The organism is Lysobacter sp. Root76 (assembly GCF_001428685.1).
Classification (GTDB): domain Bacteria; phylum Pseudomonadota; class Gammaproteobacteria; order Xanthomonadales; family Xanthomonadaceae; genus Lysobacter.
Map to the genome: position 1 here is coordinate 966,094 of NZ_LMIK01000005.1, position 17,163 is coordinate 983,256.

17 protein-coding genes and 1 riboswitch are annotated in these 17,163 nt (G+C 69.9%); of the genes, 12 read left to right on the forward strand and 5 right to left on the reverse strand.

What is annotated here, in order from left to right; translation table 11 throughout:
• Positions 1 to 19: 19 nt before the first annotated feature.
• The 3 genes from pyrF to lpxO form a co-directional block, all read right to left on the reverse strand.
• Positions 20 to 832, reverse strand: coding sequence for an orotidine-5'-phosphate decarboxylase (gene pyrF / locus ASE10_RS11695; protein ID WP_055908678.1), 813 nt, complete (start codon positions 830 to 832; stop codon positions 20 to 22).
• A gap of 64 nt (positions 833 to 896) precedes the next feature.
• Positions 897 to 2,558 carry an energy-dependent translational throttle protein EttA gene (gene ettA / locus ASE10_RS11700; RefSeq protein ID WP_055908674.1) on the reverse strand — a complete coding sequence of 554 codons (1,662 nt, stop codon included), beginning with the start codon at positions 2,556 to 2,558 and terminating at the stop codon, positions 897 to 899.
• A 311-nt stretch (positions 2,559 to 2,869) separates the two neighbouring features.
• Positions 2,870 to 3,772 carry a lipid A hydroxylase LpxO gene (gene lpxO, locus ASE10_RS11705; protein WP_056099823.1) on the reverse strand — a complete coding sequence of 301 codons (903 nt, stop codon included), beginning with the start codon at positions 3,770 to 3,772 and terminating at the stop codon, positions 2,870 to 2,872.
• A 210-nt stretch (positions 3,773 to 3,982) separates the two neighbouring features.
• Here lpxO and glyA point away from each other — a divergent pair, with 210 nt between their 5' ends.
• The 12 genes from glyA to thiL all read left to right on the forward strand — a co-directional run bounded on the left by glyA (position 3,983) and on the right by thiL (position 14,985).
• Positions 3,983 to 5,236 carry a serine hydroxymethyltransferase gene (gene glyA, locus ASE10_RS11710; RefSeq protein ID WP_055908671.1) on the forward strand — a complete coding sequence of 418 codons (1,254 nt, stop codon included), beginning with the start codon at positions 3,983 to 3,985 and terminating at the stop codon, positions 5,234 to 5,236.
• On the forward strand, positions 5,229 to 5,891 hold the full coding sequence (locus ASE10_RS11715; RefSeq protein WP_082559896.1) for a TonB family protein: 663 nt from the start codon (positions 5,229 to 5,231) through the stop codon (positions 5,889 to 5,891). Before glyA ends, ASE10_RS11715 begins: the two co-directional genes overlap by 8 nt.
• A gap of 52 nt (positions 5,892 to 5,943) precedes the next feature.
• Positions 5,944 to 6,462 carry a transcriptional regulator NrdR gene (nrdR, locus tag ASE10_RS11720; protein ID WP_055908665.1) on the forward strand — a complete coding sequence of 173 codons (519 nt, stop codon included), beginning with the start codon at positions 5,944 to 5,946 and terminating at the stop codon, positions 6,460 to 6,462.
• A gap of 44 nt (positions 6,463 to 6,506) precedes the next feature.
• Positions 6,507 to 7,706 carry a hypothetical protein gene (locus ASE10_RS11725; protein ID WP_055908662.1) on the forward strand — a complete coding sequence of 400 codons (1,200 nt, stop codon included), beginning with the start codon at positions 6,507 to 6,509 and terminating at the stop codon, positions 7,704 to 7,706.
• 18 nt (positions 7,707 to 7,724) lie between these two features.
• Complete coding sequence (locus ASE10_RS11730; RefSeq protein ID WP_157488358.1) at positions 7,725 to 8,630, forward strand: hypothetical protein; 906 nt, start codon at positions 7,725 to 7,727, stop codon at positions 8,628 to 8,630.
• Entirely contained in the window at positions 8,627 to 9,727 is a 1,101-nt protein-coding gene (gene ribD / locus ASE10_RS11735; RefSeq protein WP_055908656.1) for a bifunctional diaminohydroxyphosphoribosylaminopyrimidine deaminase/5-amino-6-(5-phosphoribosylamino)uracil reductase RibD, read from the forward strand. The genes ASE10_RS11730 and ribD overlap by 4 nt, the downstream gene beginning before the upstream one ends.
• 10 nt (positions 9,728 to 9,737) lie before the next feature.
• Positions 9,738 to 10,499 (forward strand): class I SAM-dependent methyltransferase, encoded by a 762-nt coding sequence (locus ASE10_RS11740; RefSeq protein WP_055908653.1) that lies wholly within the window; start codon positions 9,738 to 9,740, stop codon positions 10,497 to 10,499.
• 407 nt (positions 10,500 to 10,906) lie between these two features.
• Positions 10,907 to 11,065, forward strand: a riboswitch (FMN riboswitch).
• A gap of 131 nt (positions 11,066 to 11,196) precedes the next feature.
• On the forward strand, positions 11,197 to 11,805 hold the full coding sequence (locus ASE10_RS11745; protein ID WP_055908649.1) for a riboflavin synthase: 609 nt from the start codon (positions 11,197 to 11,199) through the stop codon (positions 11,803 to 11,805).
• Positions 11,802 to 12,935 (forward strand): 3,4-dihydroxy-2-butanone-4-phosphate synthase, encoded by a 1,134-nt coding sequence (ribB, locus tag ASE10_RS11750; protein ID WP_055908646.1) that lies wholly within the window; start codon positions 11,802 to 11,804, stop codon positions 12,933 to 12,935. The genes ASE10_RS11745 and ribB overlap by 4 nt, the downstream gene beginning before the upstream one ends.
• A 129-nt stretch (positions 12,936 to 13,064) precedes the next feature.
• Positions 13,065 to 13,562, forward strand: a complete 498-nt coding sequence (ribH, locus tag ASE10_RS11755) for a 6,7-dimethyl-8-ribityllumazine synthase (protein WP_055908643.1) — start codon at positions 13,065 to 13,067, stop codon at positions 13,560 to 13,562.
• The gene (gene nusB / locus ASE10_RS11760; RefSeq protein WP_055908641.1) at positions 13,559 to 14,020 is read left to right on the forward strand and encodes a transcription antitermination factor NusB; all 462 of its coding nucleotides are present in this window, start codon (positions 13,559 to 13,561) and stop codon (positions 14,018 to 14,020) included. The genes ribH and nusB overlap by 4 nt, the downstream gene beginning before the upstream one ends.
• 17 nt (positions 14,021 to 14,037) lie before the next feature.
• Positions 14,038 to 14,985 (forward strand): thiamine-phosphate kinase, encoded by a 948-nt coding sequence (gene thiL / locus ASE10_RS11765; protein ID WP_055908639.1) that lies wholly within the window; start codon positions 14,038 to 14,040, stop codon positions 14,983 to 14,985.
• A gap of 259 nt (positions 14,986 to 15,244) precedes the next feature.
• Here thiL and ASE10_RS11770 read toward each other — a convergent pair whose 3' ends face one another.
• Both ASE10_RS11770 and ASE10_RS11775 read right to left on the reverse strand, forming a co-directional pair.
• A complete protein-coding gene (locus tag ASE10_RS11770; RefSeq protein WP_056304942.1) occupies positions 15,245 to 16,627 on the reverse strand; it encodes an FAD-linked oxidase C-terminal domain-containing protein in 1,383 nt (460 codons plus the stop codon).
• Positions 16,624 to 17,160 (reverse strand): metal-dependent hydrolase, encoded by a 537-nt coding sequence (locus ASE10_RS11775; RefSeq protein ID WP_055908631.1) that lies wholly within the window; start codon positions 17,158 to 17,160, stop codon positions 16,624 to 16,626. Before ASE10_RS11775 ends, ASE10_RS11770 begins: the two co-directional genes overlap by 4 nt.
• Positions 17,161 to 17,163 lie beyond the last annotated feature (3 nt).

Sequence of the window (17,163 nt, forward strand, 5' to 3'; positions counted from 1 at the left end):
ACGAGGCCGGCGCACCGCTTCAACGGTGGCGGTTGATCTCGTCGCGCAGCGACTTCGCGGCCTGCGCCGCGGCCTCGGCGTAATCGGCGCCGCCGGACGCGTACAGGATCGCGCGCGAGGAACTCACCATCAGGCCGGTGCCGTCGGCGGTCTTGGCGTTCCTGACCACCGCTTCGACATCGCCGCCCTGGGCGCCGACACCGGGCACCAGGAACGGCACCTCGCCGACGATCGCGCGCACTTCGCGCAGCTGTTCCGGCCAGGTCGCGCCGACCACCAGCGCGCAGTTACCGTGCGCGTTCCACTCGTGCGCGACCTTGTGGGCGACGTGCTGGTACAGCGGACGGCCGTCGACGACGAGGTCCTGCAGGTCGCCGGCGCCCGGGTTGGAGGTGCGGCAGAGCACGATCACGCCGCGTTCGGCGCGGTCGAGGAAGGGCTGCACCGAATCGCGGCCGAGGTAGGGGTTGGCGGTGACCGCGTCGGCGCCGTAGCGATCGAAGGCTTCGCTGGCGTAGTGCTGGGCGGTGCTGCCGATGTCGCCGCGCTTGCTGTCCAGGATCACCGGCACGCCCGGGTGCACGGCGTGGATGTGCGCGATCAGCCGCGCCAGCGCGTCCTCGGCCCCGAGCGCGGCGAAGTGCGCGATCTGCGGCTTGAACGCGCAGGCGTACTGCGCGGTGGCGTCGGCGATGTCGCGGCAGAACGAGAACACTGCGTCGGGATCGGCGGCGAACGCTGCCGGGAATTTGGCCGGTTCCGGGTCCAGTCCCACGCAGACCAGGGAGTCGGACTGGGTCCAGCGGGTGCGCAGCGCCTGCATGAAGCTCATGGGGGTGTCCTGTCGGTCTTTGCGAAGACGCCCACCGTTTCGGGTGGGCGCCGGGTGCTGCGGCTTACTTGAGCGCCTTGAAGCGCAGGCGATGCGGCTTGGCGCCTTCCTCGCCCATGCGGCGCTTCTTGTCTTCCTCGTACTCGCGGTAGTTGCCCTGGAAGAACTCGACGTGCGAGTCGCCTTCGAAGGCCAGGATGTGGGTGGCGATGCGGTCCAGGAACCAGCGGTCGTGCGAGATCACGAAGGTGTTGCCCGGGAATTCGAGCAGAGCGTCTTCGAGCGCGCGCAGGGTTTCGATGTCGAGGTCGTTGGACGGTTCGTCGAGCAGCAGTACGTTGCCGCCCTGCAGCAGGGTCTTGGCCATGTGCAGACGGCCGCGTTCGCCGCCCGACAGCGAGCCGACCATCTTCTGCTGGTCCTGGCCCTTGAAGTTGAAGCGGCCGATGTAGGCGCGCGACTGGATCTCGATGCCGTTGATGTTGAGGATGTCGAGACCGCCGGAGACTTCCTGGAACACATTGTGGTTGCCGGTCAGGGCCTCGCGGCTCTGGTCGACGTAGGCCAGCTTGACGGTCGGGCCGGTCTCGATGGTGCCCGAGTCCGGCAGTTCCTTGCCGATGATCATCTTGAACAGGGTCGACTTGCCGGCGCCGTTGGGGCCGATGATGCCGACGATCGCGCCCGGCGGAACGCTGAAGCTCAGGTCCTCGATCAGCAGGCGGTCGCCGAACTTCTTGGTGACGTTCTTGAACTCGATGACCTTGTTGCCCAGGCGCTCGCCCGGCGGAATGAAGATCTCGTTGGTTTCCTGGCGCTTCTGGTAATCGACCGACTGCAGCTCATCGATGCGCGCAAGACGCGCCTTGCCCTTGCTGCGGCCGCCCTTGGCGTTGCTGCGCGCCCATTCGAGTTCCTTCTGGATCGCCTTCTGGCGCGACTTTTCCTGGTTCTCTTCCTGCTTCAGGCGCTCGTCCTTCTGCACCAGCCAGTCGGTGTAGTTGCCCTTCCACGGAATGCCGCGGCCCCGGTCGAGCTCGAGGATCCACTCGGCGGCGTTGTCGAGGAAGTAGCGATCGTGGGTGACGGCCACCACGGTGCCGGTGTAGCGGGCGAGGAACTGCTCCAGCCATTCGACCGATTCGGCGTCGAGGTGGTTGGTCGGTTCGTCGAGCAGCAGCATGTCGGGCTTCTGCAGCAGCAGCTGGCACAGCGCGACGCGGCGCTTCTCGCCGCCGGAGAGGTTGCCGACGACGGCTTCCCACGGCGGCAGGCGCAGCGCATCGGCGGCGACTTCGAGCTGGTTCTCCAGCGTGTGCGCATCGCCGGCGGCGAGGATCGACTCGAGGCGCTGCTGTTCGGCGGCGAGCTTGTCGAAGTCGGCGCCTTCCTCGGCGTAGGCGGCGTAGACCGCGTCCAGTGCGGCCTGCGCGTTGATGATCTCGCCCAGGCCGACTTCCACGGCCTGACGCACGGTATGGGCCGGGTCCAGCTGCGGTTCCTGGGCCAGGTAGCCGACCTTGATGCCGTTGGCCGGGCGCGCTTCGCCGGTGAAGTCCTGGTCGACGCCGGCCATGATCTTCAGCACCGTCGACTTGCCGGCGCCGTTCAGGCCGAGCAGGCCGATCTTGGCGCCCGGGAAGAACGACAGCGAGATGTCCTTGATGATCTGACGCTTCGGCGGCACGGTCTTGCTGACGCCGTTCATGGTGTAGATGTATTGCATGCGGACTCCGAAGCATGGGCGCGCCTAGCCAGGCCGGGGATGGCCGGAGGGGGCGGGGCGGGAAGCGGCAATTATCCCGCAGGCGCGGGCGGGGTTCCAGCGCGGAGGCCGCCGGCGTTCATCCGGTCGGGTCCGAGGCGACGCAAGCCGCCTTCTGTGGGAGCGGCGTGAGCCGCGATTCGCGCCGCTCCCGATACCCGCGCAGGCCGCTCCCTGGGGAGGCAGTGGGCACCATGGGCGGCGCTGGCTAGGGCTGGGTCGGTCGGACCCGATCGCGGCTCACGCCGCTCCCACAGGGGTGTCGGTGGGGCCTACAGCCAGATCACGAAGCCGATCGCGGCCAGCACCAGGGCGTACTTGAGCGCGTAGTACAGGGTCTTGTTGCGCTCGCGCAGGCCCTTGGCCTTCAGGCGCAGGGCGTAGAAGTACTTGAACAGGCGGTTGATGCCGCCGGTCTTGTCGCCTTCCATGTTCGGCGAGGCGCCGGCGGCGATGAAATGCTTGGCCACGAAGCGGTTGATGGCGCGCGCCCAGGCGAAGCGCATCGGCCGCTCGATATCGCAGAACAGGATGATGCGGTTGGCTTGCGAGCCGTTCTGGGCCCAGTGGATGTAGGTCTCGTCGAACATGGTCCACTCGCCGTCGCGCCAGCTGTAGCGCTGGCCGTCGACGTCGATGAAGCAGGCGTCGTCGTTGGGCGTGTCCAGGCCCAGGTGCAGGCGCAGCGAGCCCGCGAACGGGTCGCGGTGCGGGCGCAGCTCGCCGCCGGGCGGCAGCTCGGCGAACATCGCGGCCTTGACCGCCGGGATCTGCCGCAGCAGCTCGGTGGTGCGCGGGCACAGCTCGGCGGCCGAGGGGTGTGCCTCGTCGTACCACTTCAGGTAGAAGCGCTTCCAGCCGCGCCGGAAGAACGAGTTGAAGCCGACGTCGTTGTAGCCGTCGGCGGCCTTGATGTGCTGCAACTCGCGCAGGTGCAGCGCTTCCTCGCGGATCTCGCGCCAGCGCGCGCGCAGGGGCTCGAGCTCGGGGAAATGGCGGTCGGGCTCGATGAAGGGGCTGGTCGGCACCCGCGAACAGGCGTACATCAGCACGTTGATCGGCGCCATGAAGGTCGAATGGTCCAGCAGCTGCCGCCCCAGACGGTGGCGTACCTTGCCGCGCAGATGCACGTACACGGCGCTGGCCAGGAACAGGAAGACGAAGACCCATTTCACGGTCGGGACATCCAGCAAAGCGGTGGGGTGGGGTGCGGGAGCGCTTTCGGGCGTCCCGGGGGGCTGCGAGCCCAACAGGGCGGTTGGCCGCCATACGCCCCTAGGCTAACATTTCAGGTCTTCCGTCAAGCCTGCTCGAAGGTTAACGCCGGCTCAGGCCCGACGCGCCGCTCTCCCTCCCCCCGTCCGTTTTTCCCTCCGAGGCCGCGAATGTTCCCCAGCCAGACCCGTATTGCCGGATTCGACGACGAGCTCGCCCAGGCCATCGCCGCCGAAGCGCGCCGCCAGGAAGACCACGTCGAACTGATCGCCTCGGAAAACTACGCCAGCCCGCGCGTGCTCGAAGCCCAGGGCAGCGTACTGACCAACAAGTACGCCGAGGGTTACCCGGGCAAGCGCTATTACGGCGGCTGCGAGTACGTCGACATCGCCGAGCAGCTGGCGATCGACCGGGTCAAGCAGCTGTTCGGCGCCGACTACGCCAACGTCCAGCCGCATTCGGGCTCGCAGGCCAACCAGGCGGTGTACTTCGCCCTGCTCAACCCGGGCGACACCATCCTGGGCATGAGCCTGGCCCACGGCGGCCACCTCACCCACGGCGCCAAGGTCAACATCTCCGGCAAGCTGCTCAACGCCATCCAGTACGGCGTCGACGACCAGGGCCTGATCGATTACGACGAAGTCGAGCGCCTGGCCCTGGAGCACAAGCCGAAGATGGTCGTGGCCGGCTTCTCCGCGTATTCGCAGGTGGTCGACTGGGCGCGCTTCCGCGCCATCGCCGACAAGATCGGCGCCTACCTGTTCGTGGACATGGCCCACGTCGCCGGCCTGATCGCCGCCGGCGTCTACCCGAACCCGGTCCCGCACGCGCACGTGGTCACCTCGACCACCCACAAGACCCTGCGCGGCCCGCGCGGCGGCATCATCGTCGCCAAGGACGCGTCCGAGGACCTGGTCAAGAAGCTGCAGAGCATCGTCTTCCCGGGCATCCAGGGCGGTCCGCTGATGCACGTGATCGCGGCCAAGGCGGTCGCGTTCAAGGAAGCGCTGGAGCCGGAGTTCAAGGACTACCAGGCCCAGGTGGTCAAGAACGCCCAGGCCATGGCCAAGACTATCGTCGCGCGCGGCTACAAGATCGTCTCCGGCGGTACCCAGAACCACCTGATGCTGGTCGACATGATCGGCAAGGGCATCACCGGCAAGGCCGCCGAGGAAGCGCTGGGCAAGGCCCACATCACGGTCAACAAGAACGCGGTGCCGAACGACCCGCAGAAGCCGTTCGTGACCTCGGGCCTGCGCATCGGCACCCCGGCCGTCACCACCCGCGGCTACAAGGAAGCCGACTGCGTGGCCCTGGCCGAGTGGATCTGCGACGTGCTCGATCACCCGAACGACGACAAGGTCATCGCCGGCGTGCGCGAGAACGTGACCAAGCAGTGCGCCCAGTTCCCGGTGTATGGCTAAGGCCGGTTTACGGCTGGCGGCCATCGGTGTGCTTGCGTGCCTGAGCGCGCAGGCGGCCGCGGCTCCGCCGGCCGGAAACGACCCGCCGCCGGCGATCGAGTACAAGACGCTGACGCCGGCCGAAGCCGCCCAGGCGACGGTCGTCGAGATCAACGCGCCCGCGCCGCCGCCGCTGTCGCCCGCCTTGCGCGAAAGTATCGGCATGACCGAGACCTACTACGTCCCGATGTGCGAGATGTCGGCGGGGGTGGGGCCGTACCGGACTACCTGGCGCGAGATCTCGGATTTCCATGCGCGCAACCGCGTGGCCTGGTTGTCGGAGGCGGATCGCGACCGATCGCAGGCCGCCTATACCCAAGACGGCAGCCGCGCGCCGGAGCCCAACAACCGCCCCGAGGCGGTCTACCCAGTCGCCGCCGGCGACAAGGTCGGCGAGGTGGTGGTCAAGGTCATCATCGACGCCAAGGGCCGCACTCGCGACGCGATGGTGATCTGCAGCAACGACCCGGTATTCCACGCGCCCGCGCTGGCGTTCGCCAGGCAGGTGACCTTCGTGCCGGCGCTGCGCGATGGCCGACCGGTTGCCGACTATGGCAATGTGAGCATGCGTTTTTACCCGGACGGGCCGAAATACGGGTTCCGGCGGCACAAATGATCGACTCCGGGCGCTGGCGTTCCTCGCTTCCGTACAAGCCTATGGTGCCCTGATGCATTGCCCCTTCTGTCAGCACCAGGACACCCGCGTGATCGATTCGCGCGTGTCCGACGACGGCGCCACCATCCGTCGGCGCCGCGTCTGCGAGGCCTGCGGAGAGCGCTTCAGCACGCTCGAGACGATCGAGCTGAAACTGCCGATGATCATCAAGGGCGACGGCCGCCGCGAGGCCTTCGACGCGCGCAAGCTGCGGGTGGGCTTCGACCGCGCGCTGCAGAAGCGGCCGGTGGCCGAAGAACAGATCGAAGCGGCGGTGCGCGCGGTGGTGCACCAGCTGCGCATGACCGCCGAACGCGAACTGCCTTCGCGCCGGGTCGGCGAGTTCGTGATGGCCGAACTGCGCAAGCTGGACCACGTCGGCTACGTGCGCTTCGCCTCGGTTTACCGCTCCTTCGAAGACGTGGCCGATTTCCGCGAGGAGCTCGACCGTCTGGAACGCGACATCCCGGGCGACGCGCAATTGCCTCTGCTGGGCGAGGACGAGCCGCGGCCGGACAAGAAGAAGCGCTGAGCCCGGGCGCAAAACCCCCGTTACGCGCCGAAAGGAATTCGCGCATGTCGAATGCATTGAGATTTTCGCTGCTCGTCCTGGGCCTGCTCGCCGGCGCGGCGCAGGCCGCCGACCCGATCGAGGACCGGCAGCGCGCGGCCTTGGCCGGCCGCTACGTCCTGGAAGGCGCGGCCGACGCGGCCTCGGAGTTGCTGCTCGAACCCGACGGGCGTTTCGAATGGAGCCTCAGCTACGGCTTGATGGTCGAATCCGCCAGCGGCCGATGGAACGTGGGCGGGGATCGCGTCGTGCTGACCACGCAGGCGCCGGTGCCCAGCAAGCCCGCGTTCTCGCTAGACCAGACCCTGCCGTGGAATCCGGATGCGCAGAAGCGGCTCGGCGAGTTCGCGGAAGAGCGGCGCGAGGCGCTGATCGAAGAAGCCTGCGGTTTCGTGAAGACCTATCGGCTCGGGCTGGAGCTGGGCGAACTGGCCGCCATCGCGGACGTAAGCGCTGCGACCGATGCCGCGCGCCGCGGCGAAGCCGAGGCGGCCCTGGCGCCGGCGCTGGCTGCGCTCGAACAGGCGCGGCGGGCGCTGGAAACGGCGGGTGGCGCGGCGATCGAGGCGAGGGCCGCGCAACCCGAGCGCCGGCCGCCGCCGCTCCTGTCGGCGGCCGAGGCCGCCGCCGCCGCCGCGACCGCCGCCGCGACCGAAGCCGCCTTGCAAGGGCAAACGCCGGCCGACGCCGTCCCCGTCGACGAGATGGAAGCGGCGGAGCGTGCGGCGCAAACCTATCTGCAGCGACTGCACGAGGTCTGGCGCCTGCATGCGATGGCCGATCGCCGCACGCCCGAGCTGCGCCCCGCGACCTTCGATTCGGGGCGCTGCCTGCCGCCGTCCGAGGCGGACGCGCAAGGCGAGGGTTACGCGGTCGTCATCGGCGATCCGCAGCGCGGTCAACGCGCCGAGGGAATCGGCGTCGGCTTCGTGTATTCCGACGGGCGCACGGAGCGCACCGAAACCGGTCCCAGCGGCTGGGCGCTGGCGGTACGGCGTCCGGGCGCGCGCTTGCAGCAGGTGATCCTGCAGGCCCCCGACATTCCGGCTCAAGCTCTGGCGCTGGACGAAAGCCGGGGCCGTATTTTCGCGATCGGCCTGGACAGCGCGGCGGCGATGCCGGTGCCGTTCGACCAGATCATCCTGAGCCAGGACGACGGCGCTCTGATCGCACCGCGGGTGCCCGGCCGCTATGTACGGCATTGACGGCTTGCAGAGCACGCAGTGCGCGATGAACTCCCAAGCGCGTTCCCTGATCGCGCTCTTCGCCGCAGCCGGCGGGCGTACGCTCCGGATCTCGACTTCGGGAGTGCGGAACGCATGACGTCCAAACCATTCAGCGTTGCGCGCGCGGCCGGTGCGTGGCCGGTCCTGGCGATCGTGTGCGCCTGGCTGCTCGCATCGCCCGCCGACGCCGGCTGCGCATCCGGCGACACGGCGCTGGCGGGGCCTTATGCCGCAACCGCCGGGGACACGAAGCCGAGCCTGCAATTGAATCCGGACGGCAGCTTCCGCATGCGCGACGTGCCGATGCCAGGCATGGACGTGAGCGGCTGCTGGCAAGGCGGCGACCGCAGCGTGACGCTGGTGGAGCGCGCGCCCGACAGCGTGGACGGCATCAGGCGCGCACTGCCGCCGCCCTTGACCGAGGCCGATCTGAACGCGGTGCGCGGCGACGGTATCGAAACCCTGCAGCAGGCGGTGGACGCGGGACTGTTGCCGGTCGGCAGCTGGTGGGCGCATCGGCCGCGTCGCGCCGGCGAGACCGTGTGGGTCAAAGTGTACGAGCCGCGTATCGGTCTGGCGGTAGGCGACGCCAAGGCCATGTTGCGTCTGGCCGACGGTCGGGTGATCGAACAAACCGCGAAGCAAGGCGGCGATGGCGAGTTCGAGTTCGCTGCCTTGCCGGCCGATGCCGCGGTGAAAGCCGTCGGCGTACGCTTCCCCGAGCAGCCCGACCGACCGCGCTGGCTAAGCGTGGACGATGCGACCAAGCTCTTGTACCTGATCGAATTCGACGCCAACGCCATCGGCGCCGCCGAGGGCGGGGCGATGACCTTGACCGTGCAGGCCGATGGCAGCCTGGTCTCCGATTTTCCCGACGCCACCCATTTCAAGCGCGCGCCATGACCACGTCCTTCACCGCCACCGACCACGTCCACATGGCCCGCGCGCTGCGCCTGGCCGAGAAGGGCGCCTACACCACCAAGCCCAATCCCATGGTCGGTTGTGTGATCGCGCACGGCGACGTAGTCGTCGGCGAAGGCTGGCATGAGCGCGCCGGCGAGCCGCACGCGGAAGTGCATGCCCTGCGCGCGGCCGGCGAGCGTGCGCGCGGCGCGACCGCCTACGTGACGCTGGAACCCTGCGCCCACACCGGCCGCACCGGTCCCTGCAGCGAGGCGCTGATCGCAGCCGGCGTGACGCGCGTGGTCGCGGCGATGCGCGATCCGTTCCCGCAGGTCGATGGCGCCGGTCTTGCGAAGCTGCAGGCGGCCGGCATCGAGGTGGCCAGCGGGCTAATGGAAACGCAGGCGCGTGCGCTCAATCGCGGCTTTCTGTCGCGGATCGAACGCGGCCGGCCGTGGCTGCGGGTCAAGCTGGCGACCAGCATCGACGGCCGCAGCGCGCTGGCCAGCGGCGAATCGAAGTGGATCAGCGGCGAAGCCTCGCGCCTGGACGTGCAGCGCTGGCGCGCGCGCGCGGGCGCGATCGTCACCGGCGCCGGCACCGTGCTCGCCGACGACCCCTCGCTGACCGTGCGCCTGGGCGACGACACTGCGTTCGTGGCGCCGCTGCGGGTGGTGCTGGACCCTGGTCTGGCCACGGTCGCACGCGGCCGCGTGCGCGAGGGCGATGCGCCGACGCTGTACCTGCACGCGCCCGACGCCAAGCCGCCGCGCGAGTTCAGCGCCCAGCACGCCGCGGTGGCGGTGCGCGACGGCTGCTTCGACCTGGAGGCGGTGCTGCGCCTGCTCGCGGAGCGCGGCGTCAACGAGATCCAGCTCGAAGCCGGCGCGACCTTGGCCGGCGCCTTCCTCGCCGCGGGTTTGGTCGACGAGGTGTTGCTGTACGTGGCGCCGGTGTTGCTGGGGGCGAATGCGCGTCCGCTGTTCGACGGCCTGCAGATCGACGATATGACCCAGAAGCTGCGGTTGAACATTGTCGAGTCGCGGCGCATCGGCGACGACATGCGCCTGCTGCTGCGGCCGGAAAGCAGCGCCTGAGGAGCCGCGCATGAGCGAGCCCGGATTCAAAGACCATTTCTCCGGCGTCGCCGGCGCTTACGCGGCCGCGCGCCCGGAGTATCCCGATGCGCTGTTCGATGCGCTGCGCGCGGTGGTGCCGGCTTCGGCGCGGGTCTGGGAACCCGGCTGCGGCAGCGGCCAAGCCACGCGCGGTCTGGCCGCGCGCTTCGCCCGGGTCTACGCCAGCGATCCCAGCGCGCAGCAGATCGCACAGCATTGGGCGAACGCGGGCGCCGAGCGGATCACGCTCGCGGTCGAACCCGGCGAGCGCACCGCCCTGGCCGATGCCGGTGTCGGATTGATCGCGGTGGCACAGGCCCTGCACTGGTTCGATCGCGAGGCGTTCTTCGGCGAATGCGAACGCGTGCTCGCGCCCGGCGGCGTGCTGGCGGCCTGGGGCTATCAGGACTTCCTGGCCCCGGAAGGCATGCAGGACCCGGTGGCCGCGTTCCGCGCCCAGATCGAGGAATACTGGCCGCCGGAGCGGGCCCAGATCGACGCCGCCTACGCCGGTTACGCCTGGCCGTTCCCGGCGCTGCCGGCGCCGGCGCTATGGCTGGAGGCCGAATGGACCCTGTCGCGGTTCTTGGGCTACCTGGCCAGCATGTCGGCCAGCGCGCGCTGCCTGGCCGCCACCGGCGACGACCCGGTCGCGCGCCATGCCCCGGCACTGGCCGCGGCCTGGGGAGCGGCGGAGGATGTGCGGACCTTGCAGTGGCCGCTGTTTCTGCATTTGCGGCGTAAGGCTTAGAAGCAAATCCCCCTCGATCCCCCTTTTTCAAAGGGGGAAAACCAGCGGGCGCCACCTTTCCAGGGGGGGGCAGCAGGCGCCGCCTTTCCAAGGGGGAAGACCAGCGGGCGCCACCTTTCCAGGGGTAGACCAGCAGGCGCCACCTCTCCAAGGGAGAAGACCAGCAGGCGCCACCTTCCAAGGGGAGGATCAGCAGGCGCTTTTTTCAAAATAGGAAGACCGGCAAGCGCCTTCTCTACTGAGAGTCAGCAGCTCCGACGACGCGGCGCCGCTTTTTGCTGTTCCCCCCTTTGAAAAAGGGGGGCTAGGGGGGATTCGCTCTTAAACGCCCCCCAGAACACTGCGTCCGACCGGCCCCCTCCACCCCCGATGCTAGAATGCCCGCGCCGGTTTCCGGCACCACAACGTAACGTCTTCAGGGCGGGGTGAGATTCCCCACCGGCGGTAGGCGCAGGGCCGAAGGGTCTCCGCGCGAGCCCGCGAGCGCCTCCGGCCGCACCGGAGGGTCAGCAGATCCGGTCCGACGCCGGAGCCGACGGTCACAGTCCGGATGAAAGAAGACGGCTTTCGCATGGCGCGCGTCGCCGTGCGCTTGCCTCGTGCCTTGAGGCGTTTTTCGCTCACCATCATGCGGGAAACGTTTCATGTCCAAGCTCCACCTTTGCCATTGCGCGCTCACCCTCGGGGAGACGCGCTGATGTTCACCGGCATCATCGAAGGCGTCGGCGCGCTCGCCGGTCGCCAAAACCTGGGCGGCGACGTGCGGCTGCGCGTCGCCACCGGCAGTCTCGACTTCGACCAGCCCAAGCTGGGCGAGAGCATCGCGGTCAACGGCGTCTGCCTGACCGTGATCGGCTTCGGCGCCGACTGGTTCGAAGCCGACGCGTCCACCGAAACCCTGTCCCTGACCACCCTGGGCGGCCTGCACGACGGTGCCATGCTCAACCTGGAGCGGGCGATGCGGCCCAGCGACCGCCTCGGCGGGCACCTGGTCAGCGGCCACGTCGACGGCGTCGGCCGCGTGCTCGAGGTGCGCGAGGACGCGCGCGCCCAGCGCTGGCGCTTCGAAGTGCCGGCCGCGCTGGCGCGCTACATCGCCAAGAAGGGCTCGATCTGCGTCGACGGCGTCAGCCTCACCGTCAACGAAGCCGATGCGCGCAGTTTCGAAGTCGCGCTGATTCCGCACACCGTCGCCCACACCGCGTTCGCGCAGACTGCGGTCGGCGCGGCGGTCAATCTCGAAATCGACCTGGTGGCGCGTTACGTCGAACGCCTGCTCGGCGCCCAAGCGGAGACCGGCGCATGAATTTCGCCAGCATTCCCGAACTGTTGGAAGAAATCCGCAACGGCCGCATGGTCGTGATCGTCGACGACGAAGACCGCGAGAACGAAGGCGACCTGATCATGGCCGCCGAGCTGGTGCGGCCGTCCGACATCAACTTCATGGTCACGCACGCGCGCGGCCTGGTCTGCCTGTCGCTGATGCGCGAACGTTGCCTGCAGCTGGGCCTGGGGCCGATGGTGCGCGACAACACCTCCTCGCACCACACCAACTTCACCGTCAGCATCGAGGCCGCCGAGGGCGTCACCACCGGCATTTCGGCCTACGACCGCGCCCACACGGTACGCACCGCGGTGCGTCCGGACGCCAAGCCGGCCGATCTGGCCCAGCCCGGCCATATCTTCCCGCTGATGTCGCAGCCCGGCGGCGTGCTCAACCGCGCCGGCCACACCGAGGCGGCGAGCGATCTGGCGATGCTGGCCGGTCTGGAACCGGCTGGCGTGCTGGTCGAGATCCTCAACCCCGACGGCAGCATGGCGCGGCGTCCGCAGCTGGAAGCGTTCGCGGCCGAGCACGGTCTCAAGATCGGTTCGATCGAAGAGCTGATCCGCTACCGCCTGGCGACCGAGCACACGGTCGAGCGCGTCGACGAGCGCGAGATCGACACCGAGTACGGTCCGTTCCGCCTGATCAGTTATCGCGACCGCCTCAGCCACGGCCTGCATTTCGCGATGCTGCGCGGCCAGGCCGACGCGAGCGTCCCGACCCTGGTGCGCGTGCACGTGCAGAACCCGCTGGCCGACAGCCTGCATTGGCGGCGCGCCGACTTCGGCCCGGCGGTCGGCGACGTGCTGGCGGCGATCGCGCGCGAGGGGCGCGGCGCGCTGGTGCTGCTGGGCGACGCTCCCGACGCTGAGGCCCTGCTGGCGCGGGTGCGCGAGCAAGCGGCCGCGCACGAGGCCGAAGCCGTCGCCGCAGCGCCCAGCCGCGGCCACGCCCTGGCCGAATGGCGCCGAAACGGCGCCGGCGGCCAGATCCTGGCCGATCTCGGCCTGGCCCGGTTGCGCGTGCTGGGCACGCCGCGGCGCCAGGTCGGCCTGGCCGGGTTCGGGCTGGAAGTCGTCGAATACGTCGATCCCGCCACGCTGGCCTGAGTCCGGGCCATGGACGAAGACGACCTTCGGTGGTCGTCTTCGTGCGTTACGGTGGCCGCGGCGGCGCCGATTCGTCGGCACTGGCCGCCCCAGCCGCTAAACTACCCCTTTCGTCCAGACGGTTCCCCCATGCCCCATTACGAAGGCGATCTGCGCAGCCCCGAGGGCGCGCGCTACGCCATCATCGCCAGCCGCTGGAACCCGCGCATCACCGATACGCTGGTCGCCGGCGCGCGCCGCACCTTCGCCGAACACGGCGTCGCCGAGGACGCGATCGACGTGATCCGCGTGCCCGGCGCATGGGAGCTGCCGGTGGTGGCCGCGCGCCTGGCCCGCTCCGGCGCGCATGCCGCCGTGGTCGCGCTGGGCTGCGTGGTGCGTGGCGACACCCGCCATTATGAGCAGGTCGCCGACGGCTGCTCCGACGGCCTGATGCGGGTCGCGCTGGACTACGGCCTGCCGATCGCCAACGGCGTGCTCGCGGTGGAACGCCACGAGGATGCCGAGGCCCGCGCCGGCGGCAGCCACGGCAACAAGGGCGAGGAGTGCGCACTGGCCGCACTGGAAATGGCGCACCTGCTGGTGCAGGCGCCGCTCAAGTACGAATCACGGGAGTCGACGCGATGAATCGCCGCCGCCACGATGGCATAGACCCGGTCGCGCGTTCGCGCGCCCGCCGCCGCGCGCTGCAGGCCGTGTACGCCTGGCAGCTGTCGGGGGCGCGCGTCGAGGACGTGATCTCGCAGTTCGCCCACGAGCAGGCGCACGAAGTCGCCGACCTCATGTACTTCGAGGATCTGGTGCGCGGCGTCGACAAGTTCCAGGAAGAACTCGACGTCGCCCTGGCGCCGTACCTGGACCGCGACATCGAGCAGGTCGATCCGATCGAGCGCGCGGTGCTGCGCATCGCCGCCTACGAGCTGCGCCGCCGCCCCGACGTGCCGTATCGCGTGGTCCTCAACGAGGCCATCGAAACGGTGAAGCGTTTCGGCGCCGAGCACGGCCATACCTACGTCAACGGCGTGCTCGACCACGCAGCCGCGGCCTGGCGCCCGGTCGAAGTGCAGTCGCCGCGCGCCAAGTAAGGCGCGCCGCCGCCGCGATGGCCGAATTCGACCTGATCGCGCGCATCCGCCGACGCGTCGCCGCGCGCGACGACGTCGCGCTCGGCATCGGCGACGACGCCGCGCTGCTGCGCGTGCCTGCCGGTCGCGAGCTGGTGGTGGCGATGGACACGCTCAACGCGGGCGTGCATTTCCCCGACGACACCGCACCGGCCGACATCGGCTGGAAAGCGCTGGCGGTCAACCTGTCCGACCTGGCCGCAATGGCTGCCGAGCCGGCGTGGTGCACCTTGTCCTTGTCGCTGCCCCAGGCCGATGCCGCTTGGCTGGACGCGTTCCTGGACGGTTTCCTCGGTCTGGCCGAACAGCACGGCGTCGCCCTGGTCGGCGGCGACACCACCCGCGGCCCGCTATCGGTCTGCGTGACCGCGCATGGTCTGGTCGAACCGGGCCGCGCGGCGCGCCGCGACGGCGCGCGCGTCGGCGACACGGTCTGGATCAGCGGCAGTCTCGGCGACGCGGCCGGCGCACTGGCGCAGTGGCGCGCCGGAGCGGCGATGGATGCTTATCTGCGCGCGCGCCTGGACCGGCCGACGCCGCGCCTGGCCTTGCTGCCGGCGTTGCGGCAGGCGCACGCCTGCATCGACGTGTCCGACGGTCTGTTGGCCGACCTGGGGCACGTGTGCGCGGCCAGCGGCGTCGCCGCGCAGGTCGATATCGATGCATTGCCGGCCTCTGCGGCCTTACGCGCCAGCTTCGATGCCGAAACCCGGCGCAGATTGCAGGCAACCGGGGGCGACGACTACGAACTTTGCTTCACCGCGCCGGAGTCGGCGCGCGAGGCGATCGCGCGCGCTGCGGCCGACGCGGGCGTGGCGGTGACGGCGATCGGTCGCGTGGCGGCGGGCGAGGGCGTATCGGCGTTCCGCGCGGACGGTTCGCCCTGGCAAGCCCAGAACACCGGTTACGACCACTTCGCCGCGTAGGCGTTCATGGGGCGCGTTTCGCGTCGGTGGTACGCGCCTGCGCGCGGCCCCGCGACGACGCGGTTTGCCTGCGGCTCACCGCATCCTGAGGGTGTTGTGCTGGTTCGCAGCTGCCGAGTCACGCGATCGCGGCTTACGCCGCTCCCACAGGTACGAGGCCGTCCACTTGCTCCCTGTGGGAGCGACGTAAGTCGCGATCGACGAAGCTGCGATCCTACGATCGGCAGTGTGCTCACAAGCCGATCGAATCGTCGCCACGTCACTGCGGCAACAGCTTCCCCGGATTCAATATCCCGTCCGGATCGAACACCGTCTTCAGCTGCCGCATCAGCGCCAGCGTCGCCGCGTCGATGACCTGCGGCATGAAGTCGCGTTTCGCCAGCCCGATGCCGTGCTCGCCCGAGAGCGTGCCGCCCAAAGCCAGGGCCAAGCCGAACACGCGCGCCATTGCCGCGTTCGCGCGTTCGCTCTGGGAAACGTCGGCGGGGTCGTACAGCAGATTCACGTGCAGGTTGCCGTTGCCGGCATGGCCGAAGCAGACGATGGGCAGCGCGAACTCGCGCGACAGCGCCTGCACGCCGTCGACCAGTTGCGGAATGCGCGATACCGGCACCACCACGTCTTCGTTGATCTTGCCCGGCGCTAGCGTGCGCAATGCCGGCGACAGCGCCTTGCGCGCCGCCCAAAGTTTTTCGCTCGCGGCCTCGTCGGCGGCATCGTCCAGCGCCAGCAGGCCATCGCCGGCGGCCGCGCGTTTCAAGGCCGCGATCGCCTGCGGCAAGGTGTCGCCATCGCCGTCGGCTTCGATCATCAGCAGGGCGCCGGCCTCGTGCGGCAGATCCGCGCCACCGACGTCGCGCGCCAGCCGCAGCGCGTGGCCGTCCATGAATTCCAGCATCGACGGCGTGACCGGCTGCGCCATCAGCCGGGCCACCGCTTGCGCCGCGGACGAGACGTCGCGGTAGATCGCGCGTACGGCGCGTCGTTGCGGCGCCGAGGGCGTGAGCCGCAGGCTGGCCTCGACGATCAGCGCCAGGGTGCCTTCGCTGCCGACCAGCAAACGGTGCAGGTCGTAGCCGGTCGAACCCTTGGTAGTGGCGGTGCCGCAGACGATCAGTTCGCCGGCGCCGGTGACCGCGGTGATCGCGAGCACGTTGTCGCGGCTGGCGCCGTACTTCACCGCGCGCGGCCCGCCGGCGTTGCAGGCGAGGTTGCCGCCGACGGTGCTGAAGGCGGCGCTGGTCGGGTCCGGTGGCCAGAACAGGCCGTGCGGTTTGAGCGCCGCCTGCAGGTCGCCGTTGATCACTCCGGGCTCGACCACCGCGCAGCGGTCGCCGGGGCGGATGTCGAGGATGCGGTTCATGCGTTCGAACGACACCACCACACCGGCCGCGACCGGCACCGAGGCGCCGGTGGTATTGGTGCCGCGTCCGCGCGCGACCACCGCCACCCGATGCGCGCGGCAGGCGCGCACCAGCTCCTGCACCTGCTCGCGCGTGCGCGGCAGCGCGACCGCATCGGGCAGCGCCTGCCGGCGCGAGTTGTCGTAGGCGTAGGCCAGGCGTTCGCCGGGATCGGTCAGCCAGCCGTCGCCGAGCAGCCCGGCGAGCGTGCGCGCGAGATCGGCCGGCAGCGCGCTCATGCCGGCGCGGCCCGGCGCCGACGCGCGATCAGGGCCAACGGTGCGGCCAGCAACAGCGCCGGCAACCACACCCATTGCACCTCCGACCACAGCACCTGCAATCCGCGCAGGCTGAAGAAGCCGGCGCCGATCGGCGACACCGCGATCGGCCGCCACGGTGCGAACAGGCGCGCATCCGACCACGGCCACAGCAGGGCGACGCCGAGCCCGCCGTCGGTGAATGCGTCCAACAGCGGATGCGAGGCCACGCACAGCGCCAGCCACAGCGCCGCCCACAGCGGCGGCGCGCGCAGCCAGCGGCTGGCGAGCGCGCCCAGCGCGCCGACCGCGGCGGCGAACGCGAAGGAATGGCTGGCGCCGCGATGGCCGAAATCGTCGGCGTAGGCGATGCCGAGCTTGAAGGCGACCACGTCGGCGTCCGGCAGCATGGCCGCGAGCGCGCCGGCGATCAGCAGCCGGCGATCGACCCGGCGCGGGCCCAGGGCCCAGCCCAGGGCGAGCGGGACCACGGCATGGCTGATGACGGTCGGCATGGC